The following is a 22,989-nucleotide window of genomic DNA, read 5'->3' as shown; positions in this document are numbered from 1 at the left end:
CGATGTTAATATCTAGCCATGAAGACGACATCTAAAGAAGACGTTCGGTCCCATTGCGCGGTGAACTACGGCGTGGAGATCTTCGGCGACCGGTGGTCGCTCCTGATCATTCGCGACATCGTATTTGTCGGCAAGAAGACGTATGGCGAGTTTCTGAAATCGGAAGAGGGAATCGCGACCAATGTCCTGGCTTCCCGCCTTGCATTTCTTGAGGAGCAAGGAATTCTCTCGAGGGCACCCAGCCCCGACGACAGGCGGAAGGACTTTTACACGCTGACCGAGAAGGGCCTGGACCTCATTCCTGTCGTGCTTAACATAGTCCTTTGGAGCGCAAAGCACGATTCGAAGTCGTACGTGCGGCGCCGTAAGGAATTCGTTGCTCGACTAAGTCAAAGCCCCTTACAGGTGAGCGAAGAGGTGAAGGCGCTGGTCCGCAATGGCGGATGTATGTTTCCTGAGAGCAAGAAATGAGCAAGACGGCAGCGCGCCCTGTCACGTCGCACGAACGATATGCATACACCAACGGCTACGAGGTGCAGCGAATAGCGGGGGCCGATGTCCGAAACGGTCCTGGAAGCCGCCATTGATGTTTCATCAACCCCAGCGGCGGTTCAGGGTCGTCCTCGGCCGATCATCGTCGGGCTCAGTGCGGCCATGAAGCGTCATTCGCCGCCTCGCCGCTCCATGACCTACGCGTCGGTTCCGCAACGGTAATCGGCCGTTCCATCTGCGATGGCAGGGAATTGGGCAACAATTATGTGGGGACCGGTGAAGGTCAGGAATCTGCGACTACGAGACCAAAATCGTCCGTTGGCTTCTTGATTTTTTTAAACTTTGCTGGATAACCGCTTTGCTTGACCGCGTCTCGAACTTGTTGTTCAGCTTCATTGCTGATATTGAGGCCTAGAATTACCTCAACGAGACGCCCTGGGTAAGGATACAGCTCGTCTCCCGTTTGCTTAATGACTCGCCACTCCTTTTCATACGCCCAGTCCAAAGATTTCGTGTAGCCAATAAGCTCAACCACTTCACCGCCAGCATCCATTGCAAAGGACGCAATGTTCGGTTTTGGCATCTTTTCGACGTATCTCACCGGATAACCATGCTGACCGATGATATTCGTTTCATGATTTTCGAAACCGAGACAGAATCCCCGATGCGATTCAGCGTAGTGTGCCCACATCAAGTGGTTGCTCGGCAGCTCGGAAAGACTGAGAATACCCATTGATGAGAAAAGTACTTCGTTGTAGTAAAGTACATCTTGAAGTAACTCGCGTTGCGGTTTTTTATCCACAGGCATAAAAATTTTGTCGATATGCCTGAGAACCTTTTCATGACTCTGCCCTTTGTCTAGAAGGCTTTGTATGTACTTTGCAATACCCTGAACAGGAGAGCCATTTTCCCGTTTCATCACATAATCTTCAAGTATCTCTTTGGCAGAGAAATTCTTATCCCATCGTGCTGCGACATCATTAGGGTCATTGAGGCCGCGAGGCTTCGAATACCAGATCCGCCCCTTGGCGAGTGCATCTAGGCTCAGAGGGTTGATTGAGCGATACTTATATAGGACGGATGGTGCGGAAACGGACATGAGAGATCTATGTTGTTAGACGACCAGCTTCGAATACAGGACAAAAAGCTAGGTCGATTAGAATCGAATAAAAATTAACGGCACCTTTGCTGTGCAAAACTATCCCACGTTTGTGTTTTCGCCAGATTTTCCTCCAAGTCGGCTTCGACGAACTGCCTCGGACAGGAAGCAATCGAACCGTCCGCCGGTAGATGGTGCATAGTTCACCCTTGGTTCTCTATAGCATAGACTTGGCCGCCAGCATAATGAAGCATATCGCTGGACGAGACTTGATCCAGTAATTTCTGGATTAACTCGATTAAACGAGAGTTTTCGAAAGCCTCTTCTGCTGACAAATCGCCAACGACCGCCTCGAAATTTCTCGCACAGTCTTCCATCCTTTTCGGAATCGGAAGCATATCCAGCTGCATGGCCGCCTGTATCTTTCTTATCGATTCAACCTCAAAATAATAGCGGGCCTCATCAATGAAATTCTTTTTACGCAATTCGTCCAACTTTCTTCGCGCCTTATTTACATTGCCGTTTTTGGTACATGCAAGACAGTATTTATGCAGCAGAGCTGCGTTGTATTCGTCGAGTGGGTCGCTTAAAACCATCAGATCTCGAAGCACCCTTTCTCTAACAGACGGAAATATGGTGCTGAATATTGTGGCTCTCGACGAAGCACTATTTAAGGGGTTTGTCTTGAGTTCATGGATCAATGCTAACGCGAACAAATCGATGGCAGTTGAGACAACTTTTTCTGCATCCTCATGTGAAATGAAGCTCGATGGATTGTAGTGAGAAGCCCTATCTCCAAAATTCTTGATCAGCAGAAGCGAACTTCGCATCTCCGCACCAAAGCTTTCTCCAATACTTTGGATCATTTCCCCAAGGGACAATTTTCTAAACTGTGCAATACCAATTTTTTCTTTGATGTCACTACTTAGGAATGTATCAATAAACATCTCTACGTACCATCGCGCGGTACCTGCTTTCGTCTCGGGTGACGACGTATCAGACAAAAGATCCGCAAGTCTGTGTTCAGCGCTTTTTGGTATTGGCTTTTCTTGTGTTTCGACGCGATTCATGAATATCGTTGTTTGTTAATGGGTAAAGTTTCAGTAATTTCCTGCCTTCCGTTGAGTCTTCAGGTTTGGCAAAAAATCGGGTGTCAATTTGACCGAGAGAATGACCGTTGTCAATTGGAAAGTGACAACGCAGTACTACTACCATCAGTGGCCGTTCAAGGGCGGCCTGCGCCAGTCCGCTTCCCTAACTCATCGCTCGCAAGCGGTCACTGGAATTGAGCGCTCCGAAAGCGGCAAGTCGGCAATGCGTACTTCCGACCCACAAGGGACGGTCACTAATCCGCGAAGCCGTCATTCGTAACCACTTGCGCTTATTAACGCCCCGCTTTTACACCAAGGGAGTGGTATGGAAAACAGCGATAGGTCAGCGTCTCGGAACCGTTTCGGGGTGTCCGGGCTGTCAATCGTACTGAGTTGGCGATTGGCTGCCGACATTGAATCGGTTCCGAGCACGAAATGTGGCTGAAACGCGGCTCGCAGATCACTCACCCTTCCCAGTCCAAACTGCCGGCAGTGCCGCTGGTTTTTATTGAGCCACCCCAGGTCGCCCTTCGGATCGGCCACGTATCTCAGATGAGCCTGGCGCAGTCCCATAACAGTCGCGATGCTTTGCCCATGTGCTGTCGGAAGTTCGAACAATCCCATGAGCGCAGCCAGGACGATGGATCTTTTCAAGAGTGTTTCTCCGTGAAATGCTCGCCACTGGCGTGTCGCGCGCAAGGACAGGGTGTGATGGCGAAAAAGCACGAACAAGCGTCGTCCCTCGGTTCAAGTGGACGGAATTGTCAGCGATCGGGATGTCAATGTCGACTGGCTGCTCTGGCCGAACAAGAGCCCTATGTGTATCGCATATCCAGTTCGCGCAGTCGGCGGCACGCGACCCACTCCTGTCAGACAGCTTGCTCCATACCGGTCAGTCAATCAATTTCAAGTTTGCGGACCGGGATGCCAGTAATCGGCCGCTGGCGACCTCACCCAATCGGCCACAAACGGCCGGTCAACATCTCTGCATGAATCGTTGGTACGCGCCGGTGAGCAGTGATCTGCGCACGACGCGCTCACGTGCAGGCAATGCCAGCCGGGGCAACACACGCGCTCAACAAAGCGTTGCAGCCAGCGCCATAGGCAACATCAATGCTGAGGCGGGATGCAATTCGGGCCCACCGCTTCGTCAGCAAACGTCGTCCTGACTATTGCACGGGCGCACCTCCTGCGCGCGCCATTCCTTGACGAGCTGTCGGCGGTTGCGAGGGTAGCGCTCGGCAAGAACTTCCGCGCTCGCAATGTCGTCCATGCCGATCACCCTGAACTGGCTGTCCAGCTCGCACCAGGCTGCGATAAACCGCTTGCTTTCGATGAAGCCCAGCTTGATCGGCCAGACCACCTGTTCGTCCACCGGTGCGTGTTCGATCGACAGCGTTATGCGGAGCTTGCGTTGCTCCCGAAGCGCCCGCCGGATGTCGCTCAGATCAAGAGGCATCGAGCCCTTAAGCGGATGGCCCACGTAGATCGTGTCGTCGTCGAGGGCAGATCGCATGTCAGGCGGAAGAACGGCATTAATCTTGGCCAGCGCGTTCGTCACGGCAAGAGCGAGCGTATCGTCGGTCTGGCGACTGACCCACTGGGCGCCGATCACGAGTGCCTGGATTTCTTCTTCGCTGAAAGACAGCGGAGGCAGAAGGAAGCCTGGTCGCAGGATGTAGCCGACACCCGGTTCTCCTTCGATGTCGGCGCCCATGTCCTGCAGTGTGGCGACGTCGCGACGGATGGTACGCAGGGACACGCCCAGCTCACGCGCAAGCGCTCCGCCCGACACCGTCCTGCGGTGTCGGCGAAGCGCTTGCATCAGGTCGAACAGTCGATGACTTCTGGCCATTCTCACTCCATCGCCACAACGCCCTTACCGCCGAGCTTGCGGCCTTTTTCAAGCTCGGTGATCAGCTGGATAGCGGCGTTCAGCGGAACAGTTTCTCCAATCGAGATACTGAACTTGCTGTCACGAGCGGCGTCCGCAAGCTTTTCCAGTATCTCGGCGCGCGGCGAACCGATGATGGGCTTCAGTCGTCGATCGAAGATCGCCCGGATGAACTTGCCCAGGCCCGGGTTCAGATCCAGGAACACACCACCTTGGCGCAGCATGGCCATGCCCGCCGACACCGTCATCGTTGCGGCGGTGTCGTAGACCACGTCGAAGCGCGTGGCGATCGTCGACAAATCCGTCGTGCGGTAGTCGTAGACCGTCTTCACGCCGAGTGATCTGGCTCGCTCCATGTCTCGGGCGCTACAGCTGCCGGAGACGGTGGCGCCAAAAAGCCGCGCAATTTGCACGGCCGCTTCGCCGACCGCCCCGGCACAGCCGTTGATGAAGACATGCTGGCCGGCCTGCAGCTTAGCCTTGTCGATCAACCCGTTCCATGCGGTGACGCCCGGGGTGCCAAGGCAAGCCGCATCCTCGAAGGAGACACTGTCGGGCTTCCTGGCCAGGAAAGTCTCCTTCGTCACCACTGCCTGGCCGAGCGCACCGCTTTCCTTGAAGCGGGCGAGACCGAAGACGGCGTCGCCTGCCTGGAGCCGCGTGACACCGGCGCCGACGGCCGTGACGATGCCCGAGAAGTCCATTCCTATCGCTCGGGGGAAAGCCCTGCCGGTGACGATCTTCATCTGTCCGTTGCGCAGCTTCCAGTCGATCGGATTGATCGCCGCGAACCTGACCCGCACGGCCACTTCACCGTTGCCAGGCGCGGGTAATTCGAAATCATCGACCTGCATCAACTCCGGGCCACCATAGCTGCTGTACTGAATGCGTTTCATGAGCCTATCCACTTGGCGGGCTACAGGGTAAGCAGGGTCGGGCGGTTCAAATCGGGGCATGTTGCAATTCCTTCTCAGAGGCAGGGGATGAGAGCGGTTTGATATCTCTACTGCTTATGGAGACATCATATAAGGCCGTGGTGACAGTTTCTGGCACCATTCGAGCGATGCGCTCTGTTTGTAGCCGCTGTTCCGGTGGTAATTGCATATCCAATGTCCTACGGCGTTACGGTCGACACCAGCGAAGCGGCGCCTGAGGAATGCGCACAAGTCGTACTGCGAGCGCTGTCATCGTGAGTTTGTGGTAAGTATCGGCTCTCGCTGGCTACGAAGACTCCGCGTCTGCTCTATGCGAACGTCCGCTTCGTAGAAAGTCGAGTGTCCCTTCCGGGTCGGAAGTACGCGCTGACGACTGTGCGCTCCCGGGCCGCGCGATTCCACTGGCCCGCTTCCCGGCGATTAAATTGAAGAGCGGGCTGACGCAGCCCGACCCATTGCGGTCCGTCGTGGGGCTGGAGTAACCTTCCCGCAACCCGTCACTCATCGCTTTAGCACTTGGACTTCGCTCAGTTCTACCATCGCGAGAACAAAAAATGTTGAGGGACGCCGCGCAATGAATCTTCTATGGTATTGGATGCTGGATACACCACGCGGCGGCATTACCGATCAAGGTAAGGCAGCAGCCTTCACGCAACACCTCCGAGGTGCAGAGGGGCAAGAGTTAGAGACATCGCTTTTTCTCGACGAACATGGCGCACCCCACTTTGTGAGAGTTCGGGCGCTCAGGGCGAGGGACATCTACGACACAGACCGGTTTGTTGACTTAGTTGGAGTCGCGTGCGAGCACATGCTCTCAGTTTTGAAGTTGGCGTGGCACCCGAATGCTAGCTACGTTCCGATGTCGGTGTTTATCCAAGAGCCAGAAGACGGTTCCGGTGCTGGCCTTCAGGTCCAGTGGCCATCCGCTTATGGATTCAACTCTGCACAGGCGCAGGGGCTCTTTGTACACACCTTTGATCACCGCGAGAGTTTGCGACTTCTTGCTGACGGATTGGACGAGCGAGTACCGATCCAGTACCGCTTTCTCTCGCTGTACAAATTCCTCGAAATCCGATATCGCAACGACAGCGACCATTGGGACTTTGCGGCCCTACGAAAGGCATGTGACCCTCAGTTGAGGGAATACGATGGCCTAAAGCTACCTCGGACCTTCCAGGCGGAGCTGAAGCACCTTCGGGACCGCTGCGCACACATCCGTACAGGTAGTGGAAAGAAGCGCCGATTAGGAGTCACTGCCCTGAATCCTGAAGCCCTCAAGGAGGTCACTCGGATGATGCCACTGCTCAGGGAAATATGTCGAACGGTGTTGAATTCCGAGCTGGATGGCAAAGTGGTCTTTAACGACCTTCGTTCGTGGGGCGAGCGCTTTTCACGGGAGACAGAGTCGTCGGCGAACATAGTTCCATCGGGACTGAACCCGAGCACACCCGCCGCCAAGGCCTCCGATTGAATGGTTTGATTTCTCCACCGTTTGCGGATCGCCCGAAAGCCGCCGGTCACCAACGTCCACTCCTGGCCGCCTTGAGGCAATACCGCTGTCAATTCGCTCGCCCGAAACCGGCCATTGCGCGGGGACGGACGAGAGCTCGGCCATGCAAATTGGATAGACACCTCGACCGGCGGCTACTGGCTACTGGCCGTGCGCTGACTCATTCAAAAGGCATCGGCGGCTCGTCCGCCGTTGATCTCGATCGACGCCAGGCGACCCATTCAGTCAGCCAACGCCCGGGCGGTCACCCAAATTCCCCGGGTGTGGTCACTTCAAACTCCCCCACCTTGCGGTCCGATCTGAGCTGACCGTCGGCGCCGATTGCACCACGTAGCAGGACGTTATTTTTACCTCCTTGGCCAGCCCGGGAGGTGGGAGTTGAACGTCTTGAAGCCGCATCAGCAAAGTACGGTGTTCACGTTGCTGGAACTCAACAAGAGCCAGCGCGAGATTCATCGGATCACTGGAATCGACCGCAAGACGATCCGCCGTTACATGGCGATCTTCGCTGCACGCGTCACTGCGTCCGCAAATTCCCCCATCCCGCGACCATCGGCTCGGGGCCGTCAGATCAAATTCCTCCACCCCCGCGACCACCGGCTTTTCAGGCCACGCCGGCCGCGGCGCATAACTTCGATTTTGCCCGCTCGTTGTGCGAGCCTCACCGGAAATGGATCGAAGAACAGGTTCGCCTGCAGCGAAACGCTCAGGCTATCTATCAGGATCTCGTCGACGAGTTCTCGTTTGCTGCGAGCTATGAGAGCGTCAAACGGTTCGTGCGCGCGCTGCGACACATCGATCCCGAGCAATTCGACCGGCTCGATTTTCTGCCCGGCGAGGAGGCCCAGGTTGACTATGGCGAGGGCGCTCCGGGGGCTGAACAAGGTAAGCGCTAATGCTCTGCAGCGTATTAACGCTTACCTTGTTCGTCCCCCCTTTACGACCGGCAACGGCAGCAGCATCTCCCGCGTAAGCGGCTTCCTGGGCGTGCGTGAGGGACGGGAAGACTTGCGGGACATATCCGTCAATGCCGGCAGGATTGCATGACGGCGGATGCAGTGGCTTTGCCTGCGACCTGCGTTGTCGCGTGCGCATCCGCCCGGTCGTTCACAAGCAGCAGCGCGCCGGCGGTCTCAACGATGGTCCGGCGCATCGAGAACAGTCGCCCGCATCCGGCGCACGACCAGTTGCGGCGTCCGTCCCACGTGGCTACGCCGGTTCGGCCGCAAAAGGTGCACGGTGTCGCGGCAGTGGGTTCCACACCGAGCCGGAACCGTGCCGACAGGTGGCCGTCCGGCTCCACCTGGTCGGCCCACCGGGCGAAGGCGTCGCGCCATTTCCGGAGGGTGGCCGGGTCGGTGCCGACCAGTTCAGCGACCTGCTGGAAGGACAGGGGCAGCGACAGATAGCGGATCAGGTGGCGCAGCCGGCTCACCGAGCCCAGTTCAGTCCGCACGAACGGCGTGCCCCGGCGCCGCGTGTACTGCAGGCGGCACGTGCGGCATTCGAACCGCGGCATCGCCTGCAACTGGTGCCCGATGAAACGGGTATGGCGACTGCCACAGTCCGGACAGGCAATCGGCGCATAACTCATGGAATGCAGTTCGTCGAACTCCCACATGAGCCGCGCGGTCAGTTCAACGTCCTCCCGCGCGCCGGCCTCGGCGAAGGTCAGTGGAGCCGGCCGGATCTCCGTCGGACGTCCGCCCAGACGTATGCGCTGCTCCCATGTGCCGGTGGGGTCCAGCCGCAGTAGCCAGGCGCGAAAGGCCCTTACGCGTTTACTCAGGTCGTCGGGCAGGCTACCCATTCGCCGCCCGGCTTCTTCACACGCAAGTGGCTGCGACAGCAGCGACACGAACAGATCGAGCTTCTTCAGGTGCTTTTCGGCGAGCGGCGTGCCCCAGGCACGATTGAAATGGCGTCCGCAAGACTGGCACTCAAAGAGCGGCAGATGCCCGACTGTCCGCTTGTTGGTGAAGCCTGCGCTGCTCACGTGCAGGCTGCCGCAGCGTGGACACGGCGGCCGCGGCTCATGGCTGGGCGAGAGCACGACGGCGATATGCCGGTTCAGGTACGCCGTCAGTTCCCGGTCTTCGCCGGATGCAAGGATGGATGAGTCGCGGCGAGGTGGAGTCAATCTTCCGTCCATGGCGTCCTCAGAACTGCGCGGTTAGCTGGAAGCCGAGCGTCACCCGCGCGGTCGGGAAACCCGATGGCTTGTAGAGCGGCGTACCGGCGAAAATATCATAGGCAAGCGCGCCAATGCGGCTGCGCACGCTGCCGCGCATGCCGATCACGGCGCCGGCGAGCTGGGTGCCGGCGAGGAACGCCGTGTTGGGGCCGAACACGTGGCCGTAGTCGATCCCCGCATACACCGACTGGCCGGTCTGGCCGACCGGTACCTGCAGTTCGTTGCGCCAGTAGAAGCCGCGCTCAGCCGCGAGCATCGTCTCGCCATCGAAACCGCGCACCGTGTAGCGGCTGCCGATCGTCAGGTCGTCGATGTAAAACAGCGTGTTGTTCGTGAACTGGCCGTGCAGCGTCGTTACGTAGCGCAGGTTCTGGTTCGCGACCGAGAACGGCACCGACAGGTTCGCGTCGAGCACCGCCATGTGAAAGCGGTACGTCGGCCCGCCAGCCTGGACCGACGTGTCGGGTGTCGCACCCAGCCAGCCGATGCCCTGCCGGTACGCGAGGCTGCCGTCGAACTGGGCGGCGCCAAAGTAGTGACGGTCGGTCAGCCCGGCCTCGACGAACGTGTTGTCGCGCCGCTGCTGCACGATCTCGGTGTCCTCGATGAAGCTCGCGCCAAAGCGTTTCGTGAGCCGCAACTGTGCGCCCAGTACGTCCGTCTGGCTGCGCCTGAGCACCCGCTGCAGCCGGAAGTCGACCGTCTGCGAGTTGCCGCTGGAGACGAACGTCTGGTTCACGCCCGCGATCTGCTGGTAGTAGGTGTTGGCGCTGCCCGACAGTGTCGCCGTCCAGTAGCCGTACGGGATCGAGTAGAACGCATTCCAGCCGTGGGACCCGAGCCGTCTGTCGCCGAATTCCAGATCCTGGCTCGCGCCGATGTTGAAAATGTCGTTCAGGCCGAGCGGATTGTCGAGACCCACACTCAGATTGCCCTGCAGCTTGCCGGTGGCCCGCGTGCCGGAATTGTCGACCGACGCAACGACGCTCCACGGCTTGGCGCGCTTAACGCTGATCACGACGTCGCTCTCGCCGGGCACGTCCGTCGGCTCAATCTGCATGTCGACGTCCTGGCTCGACACGCGCTTCATCTGCTCGAGGCCCTGTTCGAGGTCCCGCAGGTTCAGCAGATCGTCGCCACGTGCCGGAAACGCCGACTTCCAGGTGCCACGGATCTTCGAACCATCGGCCGGGTCGGCGAATCGCAGTTGCCGGATCACGCCGGGTACCAGCGTGAGTTTGAGTTCGCCATGCGAGAGGTCCTGCTCAGGCAACAACACGCGCGTGGTGATGTAGCCGCGACTCAGGATTTTCTGCGACAGCCCCCTGACGATCAGGTCGAGTCCCTGTTTGCCAATACATTGACCGGTGTAGTGATCAAGCCATTCGCGCGCGAACGCAAAGCGGTCCTGCGGCAGCGCCGAGGCGCCCTGCACGCGCACGGCATCGGGCAGCAGCGCCGGCACATCGAGCGTGAAGCGGTCAATCCGAAAACACGGTTCTTCGCGTGGCAGCACCGGATATGCACCGGCGGCCGGTGCCGCAGACCGCACGGCAGGCGCGTTGACCGTGCGCTCGCGTTCCTGCGTCTGGCGTTGCTGTTCGATGATCCGTTCCTTCTGCACAGTGGCTGGGGCGGCATTGAAAGCGCCCGGTGACGCCTCCTCCGCTGCGAACGCAGATCCATCGGAGAGCCCTCCGATCACGGTCGCGACGGCGCACAGTTGTTTGCATCTGGCGGCGACGACCTGCCTCGTGATCCGGATCTGCACGGGTTTCATTTCAGTATTGCGCTTCATGCTGGCTGCTTCCATGGAGTCCGGCCAGAAGCTGGTCGGCAATCAGTCTGTTGGCGGAGTCGGAAATGTGATCGCCGTAGCTATAGAGAAACGTGCCGTTCCGGTTGATCGGACACCATCCCGGAAAGTCCATGTCCTTGTTCAGGCCGGCCATCGCGAGTCCGCAAAGCACCGCGCCGACGATCGACATGCGGTTTGAGGCAGCGGCATCCGAATACAGCTGGGTCCGGTTCCAGTGGGCCAGCAGCGCACCCACCAGCAATTTCCAGAAACGGCTCACCGGCGAAAAGAACGCGGCAGCCGGATGGCGCGCGACGAGCAGCACCTTGGGACAAAACCCGCCGGGCAGCAGCGATGGAAATGCGTGAAAGAGAACAACCGCCAGTACCGCAACGGCACGCAAGCCATCAATATCAGGACGGTAGAGCAACGTCCTGGCGATGGTCGTGTTTTTAGGGGTAACAGTTGTCATTTTGTTTTTTGTTGTGAAGCGCCAAAGCGCATCTGACGAAGTGTCAGGCTGACGCTCTATATTTACGCACTACTAATTACATATCTTTCTATGGCACCAGCGAGAGAGAGCGCTTCCTTCGTATTATGGAATGAACCTCATCTCTATGGCGTCACAGAAAAACCGAACCTTTGCAACAGAGAAAGAGCCGAGGGCATCACGCCCGTTTGCCACAAGGGGTATTCAATCTGAGCCTCTAAGTATTGGCCGCTACCTCATGCAACTGCTTCGCATGTGCCCTTGCGAATTCAATTGCATGTTGCCGGTCAGCGTCACTTATTATGCATGAACAACATGCGATGGCATGTGTCGATCCGGTCAACTTCTCGCATCAACGTTTCTGCTGCCCCGTCCGATGACCGGGTGCGAGATATTTCAGCAGCCCGCTGCTTTTTCCCGCCGGGGTGCTATTCGTCAACTGCTGCTCGATAACGCTAGGCGCTTGCCTGCTATCCGCGCGAGCCGCGCAGCTATTCGATATAGCCAGCCTTTCTCAACATGTCCGGCAGCCGGGCGACGCACCAAATGCAATAAAGCACGAAGACCGGTCCGCCAACAAAGAGAAGCGTTCTATCTTCATCTGAATGAACGATATAGCGAACGATACCCGCCGCAACGGCAGCCCAAAAAACTCCAGTTCCAAACGTCAACGAAATGACAATCATTGACGTCCGGATCTTCCGATACGTGTCCTGTGAAATCATCAATTCTTCCCGCCATTGGCCGATGTCGCATCATTGTAGACGGTGACGCCTTTCGAGCCGACGCCAAAGATCATCAACGGCTGATTGACGCCCGGCAGTGGCATGTTCGTCAAAGGCAGTAGCTTGGTGTTGCTGTACGCCGGCACCGTTACCCCAAACATTGACTGCGGACGCCCGAGGCCATCGCCAGCACCCAAGTTCAGAGGTTGTCGTAAGAATAGGCCGCCGAAGCTGACGCCGAGGTCAATTGCGTCATAGAGAGTATTACCCCAAGTCGGGAATGCGGAATTGAGGACGCTCTGAGCAGGATTGAACCCAGTTGCTCCGTTGCCCTTGTAGAAGTTGTATAGGCCCGTCGCGCCTTCCGTGAAGTCGCTTGCTCCCATGGCGGCCATCGGTACACCGACAATGCATCCTGCACCACTGCCAGCACATATACCAATTCCTCCCACAACGGACGAACCGCCCGTGACAACCTTGATCGCGTCCTTGGTCGGAGCAATCGTGTTTGCCTTCACGTAATCAACAAACTGCTGCGGAATGGTGTAGTTGAAATACCCCTGACTCTGCTGACTCTGGACCCAACTGATCTCCTTTTGCAAGCTTGCGGCTTCTACTATGCTGACAAAGCTCTGTTGGAAAGCAGCACTATTCGGTGGAAACTCGGCCCAGCATTGAACCACATAGCAGGCGGCTGCCGTCAGCCGCTTCTCTTCGGCGGCATCGCCATTTGCTTGTGTGCGGATCTTCGCTTTCTCATCGGGGTGCAACTGGCGGTTATAGAGGTCCGCTCCCAACGCACCGTTCGCGCCGCTCATCGCGCCAGCCGAACCGCCCAATGCTCCGCCGGCGGCCGCACCGGCCACGCCGGATGCCACGTTGGCCAGCAACCTTCCCCCCGCGGAGTTACCCAGTGCATCGCCCGCCGCGTTGCCGGCGATGTCGCCCGCGACGGTGCCGCCCACCGCACCCGCCACGCTGCCGCCGCCCATCGCCGCGCCGGCTGCTGCCACGACTGCGTGCGAAGCAACGCGCGCCGCGCCATCATCGGCCCACAGCGCGAGCTGCTGGCTCGCTGCGGTGTAATCGGCCTGCGCCTGCGCCATGCCGGCCGTATCGCCTGCTGCCTTCGCGTTTTTATAATCCTGGGCGGCCTGCTTCATCGCATCGTCCGCACCCTGGTGCAGCTTCGTGCCGATGTCGCCCACGACCTGCATGCCGACCTGAGCGGTCGCCTGCTGGATGGCCATGCCAGTCTGCACCTTCTGCGCATCGAAAGTGTTCTGCACCGCACCGTTCGCACTGGCCGTATTCCGGCTCAAGCCCGCCGTACTGTCGTGCCCCGTTCCCGCATCGCCGCGAACCGTGATCGCACCCGGGCTCACCGCCGCATAGGTTGTCCCAGAGGCGCTACCGCCCGTGCCCGCCATCCCGAAGCCGGTCGGGCCCATGCCCGGTATGCTCAGCGCACCTGCCGCGCCCTGGCCGTTCGCCGTGCTCGCACTGAAACCAATCGTCGAACCCGAATACTCAGCCGTGTTCTGCAGGTTCGTATAGCCGAACGTCTGCGTCGAGAGGCTGTTTTTGTCAGGCGTCGCCGTGCTGGCGATCACGCCACCATCGAGCTGCGTGTGGTTGCCGACGTTAATGTTGTAGCCGCCGCTGCCCGCGTAGATCCCGCTTTGCTGATTGACCGACTGGAAACTGTTCCTGATAGTCTGATCGCTGGCGTTCGCACTGCCGCTGACGGTCTGCCCATAACAGAACGGCGGCACGCAGATGCTCGCCTGGAAGCCCGCGCTCGACTGCTGGCTTTTATAGGTGCTCGTGTCCTGCTGGCTCGCGATGTTCAGGTCGCGTCCAACATTCGCGTCCACCGTATTGCCGGACACTTCGGCGCCGCGCAGATTCGTATCACGCCCGCTCGTGATCGACACGGTGTTGGACGCGGTAACCTGCGTATCGCGGTTCGTCACGCTGCTGCCATTGGCGTTGCCCTTCGCGGCGCTCGCGGCGAGTTCGAGCGTGAACCCGTTCTGCGTCCCGCCAACCCCGAACCCGACGCCGATGCTCGCATTGCTGCTGCTGTTGCTGCTGGTGTCGCGGGTCGTGTCGTGCGCGCTCTGCAGGTTGATGTCGCGCGCGGCGTTCAGCGTCACGTCCTGCGCGGTGATCTGCGTGCCACGGGCGTTAATGTCGCCATCGGTTGCTACCCCGTTCGCATCTTTCGCGCCACTGCCGGTTGCGACCAGCGTCGCCTTGCCGCCTGCGGTCAACGTGCTGCCATCCGTCACCGTCGAACTGTTCTGTGCTTCGCTGTGGCTGGCGCCGCCACCGACACTAACGGTGACCTTCACGAGAGCGGGTGCCTGGCCGCTGGCGGCGGCCGCCGGGGCGCTGTACACCGCCAGCGCGGCCTGCGCCTTGTCCAGGGCGGCCAGCCGCGCGTCGCCCGCGTGGCTCGCCTGCGTCATGCTCCGGTTGACGGCGGCTGCCGTATCGCCGGCGACGCCGCCGAGCGCCACCGTCACGCCGTACTGGCTCGCGCTCTGGCTCATGCTGCTCTGCTGCGCATCAGTGCCCGGATCGAGATTGAGGTTGCGCCCGATCAGCGTCAGATCCTTGCCCGCCGCCAGGTCCGAACCCTGCACCGTCACGTCCTGATTCGCGTCGAGCGTCACATTGCCCTTCTCGCTGACGATCTGGCTGCGGATGGTGCTCTGCGTCTGACCGGCCGTATCCTGCACGGTGTGGTTGTTCGCGACGCCAACGCTGAAACCGGTGCCGGTGCCGTTGCTGCCGAGGTCCCCGATCTTCCTGCTGCTGGACTCCTGGTGGTTCGTACTGGTGTCGGTGCCGGCCAGCACATTGATGGCGCCCTGGCTTGCGACCAGATCGACGCCCTGTGTCCCGCTGAGACCGGAACCGGTGACGTCGATGTCGCCTGTACGGCTCTTCACCACCACGCTGTTGCCGGTGACGACCGTGGCCGTCTGCTGCGTCGAAGATGAATCACCGTTCGCGCTGCTGCGGCTCGCGTTGTACGGTGATGAACTGACGCCACCACTGTTCGGGCCGCCCTGCACCCAGCGCGACACATCGCCCAGGCTCGGAGCCGCGAGCGAAAAGCCAGAACCTGAACTGCCCGACTGCGTGTTCTGCGCATACTGGTCGGTCGAGGCCTGCAGCGTTACATTGCGGTTCGCATCCAGCGTCGTCGTGCCCCCGGCCGTAATCGTCGAACCGGTCACGGTGATGTCGCCGTCGAGCGGATTGCCGTGCGCGTCCTTCAGCGCGCCACCCGTGGCCGTCAGCGACACGTTGCCGCCGCCCCGGATCGTGCTGCCGGCGTTCGCCGTGCTCGACACATCGGTCGTACTCGAGCTGCTGCTGTGACTGTACGACAGCGACACCGACGGCGTGTCAAGCGTGCTGGCGGTGACCTCGTTGGCAATCCCCGTGGTCCGCTGGTACGCGTTGCCGGACGAGCCCGCTTTCTTCAGGTTGCGCGCGGTGTCCAGCGGCGTGCCCGTCACGGCGACCGTGAAGCCGCTTGAGTGCGCTTCCTGCCGGTCGTGTGACTGCGCCGTATCCTGACCCGGATCGATCGTGATGTTCTGCGCACGGATGCCGATGTTGCCGGTCGCGCCGCTCACGTCGCCCGCTGCCTTGCCCGCGACGATGTCGCTGCCGCCGATGTGGACATCCTGGCCGGCCTTGATCGACAGGTTGCCCTGTACGCTGCCCACCGTGCTGCGCGACTGGCTTTCGGTGACGGAACTGCCGTTGTACGTGTCTTTCTGCTCGCTCGAGCCGATCGAGAAGCCAAGACCCCCGGTCCCCGATACGCCGGCGTGCTTCACGTCATGCAGCTCGGAATCCTGCGCCGTGTTCTGCGTGGCAACGATATTCACGTTGCCTAGCGCAGCAATGGCGACGTTGTTCGTGCCAACCACATTGCTGCCCCTGACCGTCACGTCCTTGCCCGCACCGATCGCGACGGCATCGCCGCTCACCTCGCTGCCGACCGCGTTATTGAACTTCTGGTTCACATTATCCGTGCGGGTCGTGCTGCTGACGAAACTGCCGCGCCTGCTCGACACGTCGGTCTGCGTATCGTGCTCTTCACGCGCGTCGGTGAGCGTCACGTTGCCATTCCCGAGAATCGTCGCCATGCCCGGCGTGGCGCTATTCGCGCCGGCGGTCACCGACGATCCGGTCAGCGTGACGTTGCCCTTGCCGTCGGTGCGGGCATTGCCACCTGCGTCCGGATTGACGGCGGCGAGCGTCGCATTATGGCCCGCCGAGAAGGTCGTGCCAACCGCCTGCTGGTCAAAGGTGTGATCGACTTCCCTGCGCGTGCTGTCGTCGGCCGCCACGTTGTCGTAACGCGCCTCGTTCGTCACCGTTGTCGCCGTGAGGTTGCCGCCCGCGACCACCGCCAGGTCCCTGCCGGCCGACACCTGTGCCCCCTTGAGCGTCGTGTCGTTGCCGCTTTGCGTCATGAGACTGCCGCCCGCCGAAATCGCGCTGGTCTGATTCGCCGTGCTGTTCGCTTCCCAGTGATGGTCGGCATTTTTCGTGACCGACTGGGAGGTGGTGGACTGCACCGCGTCGACCGTGATGTCGCGACCCGCCGTGACCTGCGCGTCACCGCCCGCGGCGATATTCGCGCCGTGCACGAGCAGGTCGCGTCCGGCCGACACTACCATGTCGCCGGTCGATGCAATCGTGCCCTGCGCGCCGAGCAGGGTTGTATTAACCCTGCTGCTGCCTGACACTGCGCTCACGCCGACGGTGTCGACCAGCGTCGTATTGACGATGTCGCGACCGGCGAGAACCGCGACGCGATTGCCAGTGATCTGGCCGGACGCATTGACCACGTCATTGGCTGCGGCAACGACCGTCGTGCCGTTCGCGGCACTGCTGCCGATCGAACCGCCGCGGTTCAGGATGTCGGTGGCCGTCAGCACCGTGCGCGTGCCGCCCCTGATCACGCCCGAATTCGTCACACTGCCGGCCGCATGGAGTTCCACGTCGTCGGCGGCGATCAGCGCGCCGGTCGGCAGCAGATCGTTCGCATGCGTATGCGCGAGATAGACCACGGGCGCGAGCACCTGCTGGGTGCTGCCGTCGGGCAGCGTCACTGTCTGGTTGACGAGCCACACGATATCGCTCGTGAGCGCATCCATCTGCGCAGCCGTGAGCGCCATACCCGGCTCGAGACTGAACTGCTTCGCGGTGCTCACGCCAGCCGTCATCAGCGCGCGGTATTCGTCCTCGTTGTTCGTGTAGCCCTGCAGGTAGACCCGGCCGGTGAGCTGCGTCACCTGGTTGCGCACCAGCTGCTCCTCGTACATGCCGTCGCCCAGGCGCTTCTCGATCGTCTGTGGATTGAGGCCCAGCTGGCCCAGCATGTAGTCGCTCGAGATGAAACGCGTATAGCTGGTCAGCCGCGGATCGGTGGCGATCAGGTACGACGCGCCCGGCGCGGTGTTGAACGAATACAGACCACCCGTCGGCAGGGTGATGTTCAGCGCGCCGGTGCTGCTCGCCACTGACTGGGGCGCGTTCACGCCCGGCTGGTGTCCGCTGGTTGTGCTGACGGTCTGGAGACCGCTCGCGGATACGCCAGCCGACGCCAGATTGGCGCCGAGCGTGCCGCCCGTCGCACCGGTGGCCGAGCTGGCGGCGGCGACATTCGTATTGTTCAGGTTCGTCGCGTTGATCTGTACCGCGTTGTTCGCGATGATCGTGCCGCCGGTGCCGCCGATCGCAACCGGCTGCAGCACCATAGGCGCTTCAACCACCGTGCCGACGTCGCGCGTGATGTCCTCGTTCCACGCGTAGGTCGACACAATGTTCTGCGACTGGTACTGGTACAGCGTCTGACCGGTGTTGTTGACCGTCGTGCCGCCGTAGTTGCCACCGTAACTGCCGCTGCCGACCGATCCATTCTGCTGCGTGCTGCCGATCTGGATCGAGTTGCCCGCCGCGATCGCGCTGTACAGATTGTTGATCGTGCCGACGTTCGCGAGCGTCATTTTGCCGCCCGCGAGCAGTTGCGCTTCCTGTGCGGCGCCCGTCACCTGATCCTGCTGCGTCGTGGTCGTGGTGTCGCGGGCGATCTCGACGCGCTGGTAGCCATTGTGCGCATCACTGCGGGTTGCGTATTCAGTGGATGGCAGATAGTTGACGTTCGGATCGTAGCCGTCCCAGTAGGTCAGCGTGACCGTCCCGCCGTTGTTCGTCATGCTGCTGTAGTAGACCGTCTGCTGCTGGCCGTTGACGTTCAGGACAATCTGGTTGTGCGCTGCATCCTGCGACACGATCGACGAACTGGCGAACGTGTCGGTGCGCTCGGTCCTGTAGCCGTAGTCCCACACGGCCTGCGTGCACGACGAGTGGCTGTCGGCGTTGGTTGTCGCGCAGGCGATGTATTTGGGACGCTTGGTCTGATGGACGGTATCGACGCCCGTCGTCACCGTCTGCACGGTCGGCGCCGGCCGGGTATTCGACAGCGTCTGCGTGGCGATTTCGAGGTTGCCCTGCGCCTCGATGGTCGACTGGTCGTTGGTGACCGAACCCGCACGGTTCGCGAGCAGGCCGCTGGCGTCACGCGTGCCGTCTGCCGCGATGTTGATGTCACCCAGGCTGAAGATATTGGCGCCGCCCGTGTTCGACAGGGCGTTCGACGCATAGAGGTTCAGCTGCGTGGCCGCCGCGATGGCTGCCGCCGCGCCCGCATTGTCGATCGAGCCCGCGTTCAGCGTCACGTTGTTGCCGACGATGGTCCCGGTATTGCCGAGCGATGCGCTGTGCGTCGTCACCGTATCGCCTTCGAGGCGCCCCTCGTTGGTGATCGCGTTGCCGGCATTGACTGCCGTGCTCGCCGAATTCAGGTCGGCGCCCGTCTGATTGTCGACGTTCGCGGCGTTCACCGTGAGCGCATTGACAGCCGCAAGGGTGCCCTGGTTCGTGAAATTGCCGCTCGCCGTGAACGTCAGGTCGTGATTGGCCTGGATCTGGTTAGCTGCATCGTTGGTGTAACTGCCGTTGACGGTGACCGCACCGTCATTCCCGGCAATGATTTTCCCGTCGCCGGTCAGCTGGTTCGTCGTGACGTTCAGGTTCCGGTCACTGCCGATGGCGCCGGCCTGGTTCGTCAGCGTGCCGGTGCTGATCGCGATGCTGCCGCCGCTGCCGGTGTCGTTGCCGATCCTGCCCGACGTGTTATCGAGCGACGCGACGTTCAGCCCGATCGCGCCGTTGCCGTGGATCGAGCCATTCTGGTTGCTGAGCGCGGCGCCCGGCTCGTTCAGCGTGAGGTTGTTCACACCCGAAAGCGTACCGCCCGTGTTGTCGACCGATTGCGCGATGGCCAGCGTCAGGTCGTGACCCGCGACGATCTGCGCGCCCTGCGTGTTCGACAGCGTCTGGCCCGTCAGCGTCACGTCGCCGTTGCCGCCGATCGTCCCTGCACCCGCGACGCCGTTCGGATTCGCATTGGTGATCGACGCGGCATTGACCGTCGTCGCGCCGGTGCCAATGTTCGCGATCCGGCCACCCGTATTGTCGAGCGAGTTGCCCGCGATCTGGAGCGTCGTTGTTGCGCCGTTCGCCTCGATCTGGCCACCGGCGTTAGCGACCGCGCCCTGGGCGGTGACTGACACGTTGCCCTTGCCCTGAATGAGACCGGCGGCATTGGCGAGCGCACTGCCAGACTGCACCGACGTGGCACCGCCCGCGACGATGGACCCACTTGAGTTATCAACACTGCCGCCGCTGTTGCCACCCGAGACCGACACGTCGCCGTTGCCGCCAATGAGGCCACCCTGCGTATTGGTGAGCGTGCCCGTGGCCGTGACGCCCGTCGCCTGCGTGCCGGCGTTTCTGATCGCCCCGGCGTCGTTGGCGATCGTCTGCGCGGACACCGTCAGGGCGTCGCTCGCCTCAAGCGTCCCACCCGCGTTGTTGAGCGCGCCCTGTGCCGTGACCGTCACATCCTGTGCGCCGACGTAGCCAGCCAGGCTGTTGTCCAGTGATGCGAGCAGCAGGGTCGCCCGCGACTGCGCGGCGAGCTTGCCGCCCTGATTCGAAAGCGCGCCCGCCTGGATGTTCAGCGCGCCATTGGTGGCCACTGTGCCCGCGTTATTCGACAGGTTGCCGGTCGCAATCGACAGTGTGCCGGTACCCGCATTCGCGATCGTGCCGTGGTCGTTGATCAGCGTCGCTGGCGTCAACGCGAGATCGGCGGCGTTGGTCTGCAGCGAGCCGTTCGCATTGTCGAATGTGCCGGACACGGCGACGGTCGTCGGGGCCGTGCCGGTCTGCGTGATACTGCCGCTGTGATTGGTGAGATCCGTCGCATGCAGCGCGAGCTGGTTGCCGCTGATCGTGCCTGCGCTATTGTCAAGCGTGGAAGCTGAGACCGTCGTCTGCTGGCCGGCGGAAATCGTACCGCCCGAGTCGGTGAGGGTCGTCCCGGCAGATACGGTCGTGTTGCCGTTCGCGGCTAGCGTGCCGGCGTTCGCGAGCGTCTGGGCCGCACTCACGCCCAGGTTCTGCACCGCGGTAATCGAGCCGGCGTTAGTCAGCTGACCGCTCTGTACCGACACGTTGCCGTTGCCGCCGATAGTGCCCGCCCCGGTGCCGCCCTGGCCGTTGTTCAATAGCCCGGCCGTCATAACGCCAAGACCATCCGCGTTCAGCGAGGTGATGTGTCCGGCCGTGTTGTCGAGGCTGCCGCTGCTGGCCGTGAGCGCACCAGCGGCCTGCAGGGTGCCACCCTGGTTGGCGATGGCGCCCGCCGCATTCGCCGCCAGCGTGCCTTGCGAGACGATCTGGCCGTTCTGGTTGGATAGTGCGCCCGCCGTGAGCGTTTGCGCGCCGGCCGACGTCAACGAACCGTTGTCGTTCGTCAGCGTGCCTTGTGCGCTGGCCGAGAGCGTGCCACCGGCAGTCGTCTTTGCGCTGGCAAGATTCAGGTCACCAGAGTTTGCAGTGAGGGCGAGATTGCCATTCGCCGAAGTCTGGCTGCCCGCCAAGTTCACGGCTGCGCCCTGGAGGGTGGCGTTTCCGCCCGCCGCATTCTGGCCTGTGGCCGAAAGGGTGCCCCCCGCGACGACCGTCAGGTCGCCGGCGTGCGCGATCGAGCCGTCACTGTTGATGCCGGCGCCGAGCGTGCCGGCCGAGGCGACATTGTTCGCGTTCGCACTGAGGTTCTGTTGCGCGGCGAGCGTCCCGCTGTTCGTCACGTCACCCGCTGTGCTGACCGAGACCGCCTGCTGCGCATAGGTCGTGCCGCTGTTGTCGATGCCGTCGTGGGCGGACAACACCATGTTGCCGCTTGCGTTCGTCTTGCCGGACAGCACCAGCCTGCCCTGCGTGGTGAGCGTCATGTCACCGGCCTGCGCCGCCGTGATGCCGGCGAGCGACACGCCCACACCGTTTTCGGTGCCGACGAGTTTGATACGGTTCGCGTACATGCCACCGAGCTGGCTCACGTCGATCGACACCCCGGGTGCCGCGCCATCGCCCGCGATCGGCGTCGCCGCCAGCGTGTCGTGATCGACGTGGTTCGTACCAGTCACGACGTTCAGGCTGTTCGCGTAGATGGCGGCGTTTGCCTGCACGGCACGGGCGATCAGGTCCACCTGATCGATGTTCGTCGCGTTGAGTCCCGCGCCCTGGACGGTAATCTGTCCGCTGCGGACATCGAAACCAGTCAATGCGCCATTCGCACCGATCACCGGCGTGCCGGTGGTCAGAATTGCTCTTGACGTATTGATAAAACCGCCGCCATCGACCGCGATCCCCGAGCCGTTAGCCAGGACCACTTCCGCCTTGCTCCCGGCCACCTCGACATAACCGCGTAACTGACTCGCGGCACTGCTGTTGACCTGATTGACGATGATTTTCGCGGACTGCCCCGCCGCGAAGTTCGGGTTGCCATTGATGTAGCCCGCCTGCTGCGTGTTGACGATCGTGGGCGAGTTGTTCAGCACGACGCCGGATTTCGGCACGTCGAACTGCGAATAGGTATTATGCGAAACCCCCGAGGATGAAGGTCGGTTGATGTTGACCTGCTGGATGCCGTTCGGGGTCTGGATGACCCTGGGCGCCTGCGCACCGCCGGCAACGACCTGAGCCTCGACCAGCACCGGCGTGATGCCGGCAAGCAGTAGCACGGCGAACGCGGTGTGCCGCAGCGCGAACAGCGACATGCCCAGCGTACGGGGCGACGGCGAACCGGCAACCGCCGTCTCGCCACGGCCTGCCTTGCCGGCACTGCTGGCGGTTTCTTCCACCGCGACCAGCATTCCCCGCAGCCTGCTGTACACAAGCCGGTATGTCCTGTTATTCATTTTTTCTTCGCACAGCGTACTGGTAATGCTGCGGAAGATATCGGAAACACGTCGCCCATACTGTCAGGACGTGTCAGTTCCACCACGGTTTAACAAAAGTTCATAAATCCGGACGGGCTGATTGCGCCAGGTGAGGAGGCCGTGCGTCTGCGTATCAGCGGTTGACCCGATCGAACCTGACAAAACCGACGACATGTGATGCGGGTCAGGCTCGTTTCCGCAGCGGTGACACAGTCATGGTGCGGGATACCTCCGTCTGCTGCCCCTCGGCAGCCGCGAGACGATCAGCCGTCGTTCTTGCGCTACCCGAGCCTTTCTTCACGTACGCGCGTCCCGGCCGTGCAAAGGTCCTGTCCGGGCAGGGACCTTCCCATTTCAGGTCAACACGGTGATT

11 protein-coding genes and 1 pseudogene are annotated in these 22,989 nt (G+C 61.1%); 3 read left to right on the top strand and 9 right to left on the bottom strand.

Translation table 11 applies throughout. The features are described 5' to 3' along the window. Positions 1-18 precede the first annotated feature (18 nt). Positions 19-471: a winged helix-turn-helix transcriptional regulator gene (locus ACOCG7_RS05960; protein ID WP_421377181.1), complete on the top strand. Its 453-nt coding sequence runs from the start codon at positions 19-21 to the stop codon at positions 469-471. Positions 472-775: 304 nt separating this feature from the next. Here ACOCG7_RS05960 and ACOCG7_RS05955 read toward each other — a convergent pair whose 3' ends face one another. The 4 genes from ACOCG7_RS05955 to ACOCG7_RS05940 form a co-directional block, all read right to left on the bottom strand. Then, positions 776-1,591 (bottom strand): DUF2971 domain-containing protein, encoded by an 816-nt coding sequence (locus ACOCG7_RS05955; RefSeq protein WP_421377180.1) that lies wholly within the window; start codon positions 1,589-1,591, stop codon positions 776-778. Positions 1,592-1,794: 203 nt separating this feature from the next. After that, positions 1,795-2,661 carry a hypothetical protein gene (locus tag ACOCG7_RS05950; RefSeq protein ID WP_421377179.1) on the bottom strand — a complete coding sequence of 289 codons (867 nt, stop codon included), beginning with the start codon at positions 2,659-2,661 and terminating at the stop codon, positions 1,795-1,797. 1,171 nt (positions 2,662-3,832) lie between these two features. Beyond that, entirely contained in the window at positions 3,833-4,537 is a 705-nt protein-coding gene (locus tag ACOCG7_RS05945; protein ID WP_421377177.1) for a helix-turn-helix transcriptional regulator, read from the bottom strand. Between the two features lie 2 nt (positions 4,538-4,539). Next, on the bottom strand, positions 4,540-5,472 hold the full coding sequence (locus tag ACOCG7_RS05940; protein ID WP_421377175.1) for an NAD(P)-dependent alcohol dehydrogenase: 933 nt from the start codon (positions 5,470-5,472) through the stop codon (positions 4,540-4,542). 613 nt (positions 5,473-6,085) lie between these two features. On the opposite strand from ACOCG7_RS05940, the gene ACOCG7_RS05935 reads away from it, so the two are divergent. Both ACOCG7_RS05935 and ACOCG7_RS05930 read left to right on the top strand, forming a co-directional pair. Next, the gene (locus tag ACOCG7_RS05935) at positions 6,086-6,982 is read left to right on the top strand and encodes a hypothetical protein (protein WP_421377173.1); all 897 of its coding nucleotides are present in this window, start codon (positions 6,086-6,088) and stop codon (positions 6,980-6,982) included. Between the two features lie 417 nt (positions 6,983-7,399). After that, positions 7,400-7,893, top strand: a pseudogene (locus ACOCG7_RS05930) (IS21 family transposase); the annotation flags it as partial. 152 nt (positions 7,894-8,045) lie between these two features. On the opposite strand, the gene ACOCG7_RS05925 reads toward ACOCG7_RS05930, so the two are convergent. From ACOCG7_RS05925 to ACOCG7_RS05905, 5 genes are all read right to left on the bottom strand, one after another. Next, on the bottom strand, positions 8,046-9,173 hold the full coding sequence (locus tag ACOCG7_RS05925; protein ID WP_421377171.1) for a DUF746 domain-containing protein: 1,128 nt from the start codon (positions 9,171-9,173) through the stop codon (positions 8,046-8,048). A gap of 7 nt (positions 9,174-9,180) precedes the next feature. Next, on the bottom strand, positions 9,181-11,013 hold the full coding sequence (locus ACOCG7_RS05920) for a ShlB/FhaC/HecB family hemolysin secretion/activation protein (protein WP_421377169.1): 1,833 nt from the start codon (positions 11,011-11,013) through the stop codon (positions 9,181-9,183). Further along, a complete protein-coding gene (locus tag ACOCG7_RS05915; RefSeq protein WP_421377690.1) occupies positions 10,997-11,485 on the bottom strand; it encodes a hypothetical protein in 489 nt (162 codons plus the stop codon). The genes ACOCG7_RS05920 and ACOCG7_RS05915 overlap by 17 nt, the downstream gene beginning before the upstream one ends. A 509-nt stretch (positions 11,486-11,994) precedes the next feature. Next, positions 11,995-12,228 (bottom strand): hypothetical protein, encoded by a 234-nt coding sequence (locus ACOCG7_RS05910; protein ID WP_421377167.1) that lies wholly within the window; start codon positions 12,226-12,228, stop codon positions 11,995-11,997. Then, positions 12,228-22,595 (bottom strand): hemagglutinin repeat-containing protein, encoded by a 10,368-nt coding sequence (locus ACOCG7_RS05905; protein ID WP_421377165.1) that lies wholly within the window; start codon positions 22,593-22,595, stop codon positions 12,228-12,230. The genes ACOCG7_RS05910 and ACOCG7_RS05905 overlap by 1 nt, the downstream gene beginning before the upstream one ends. Between the last annotated feature and the right edge of the window lie 394 nt (positions 22,596-22,989).

The sequence above is a fragment of the Paraburkholderia sp. DD10 genome (genome assembly GCF_049177125.1).
GTDB lineage: Bacteria > Pseudomonadota > Gammaproteobacteria > Burkholderiales > Burkholderiaceae > Paraburkholderia > Paraburkholderia terricola.
This window is presented reverse-complemented; position numbering and strand designations above follow the sequence as displayed.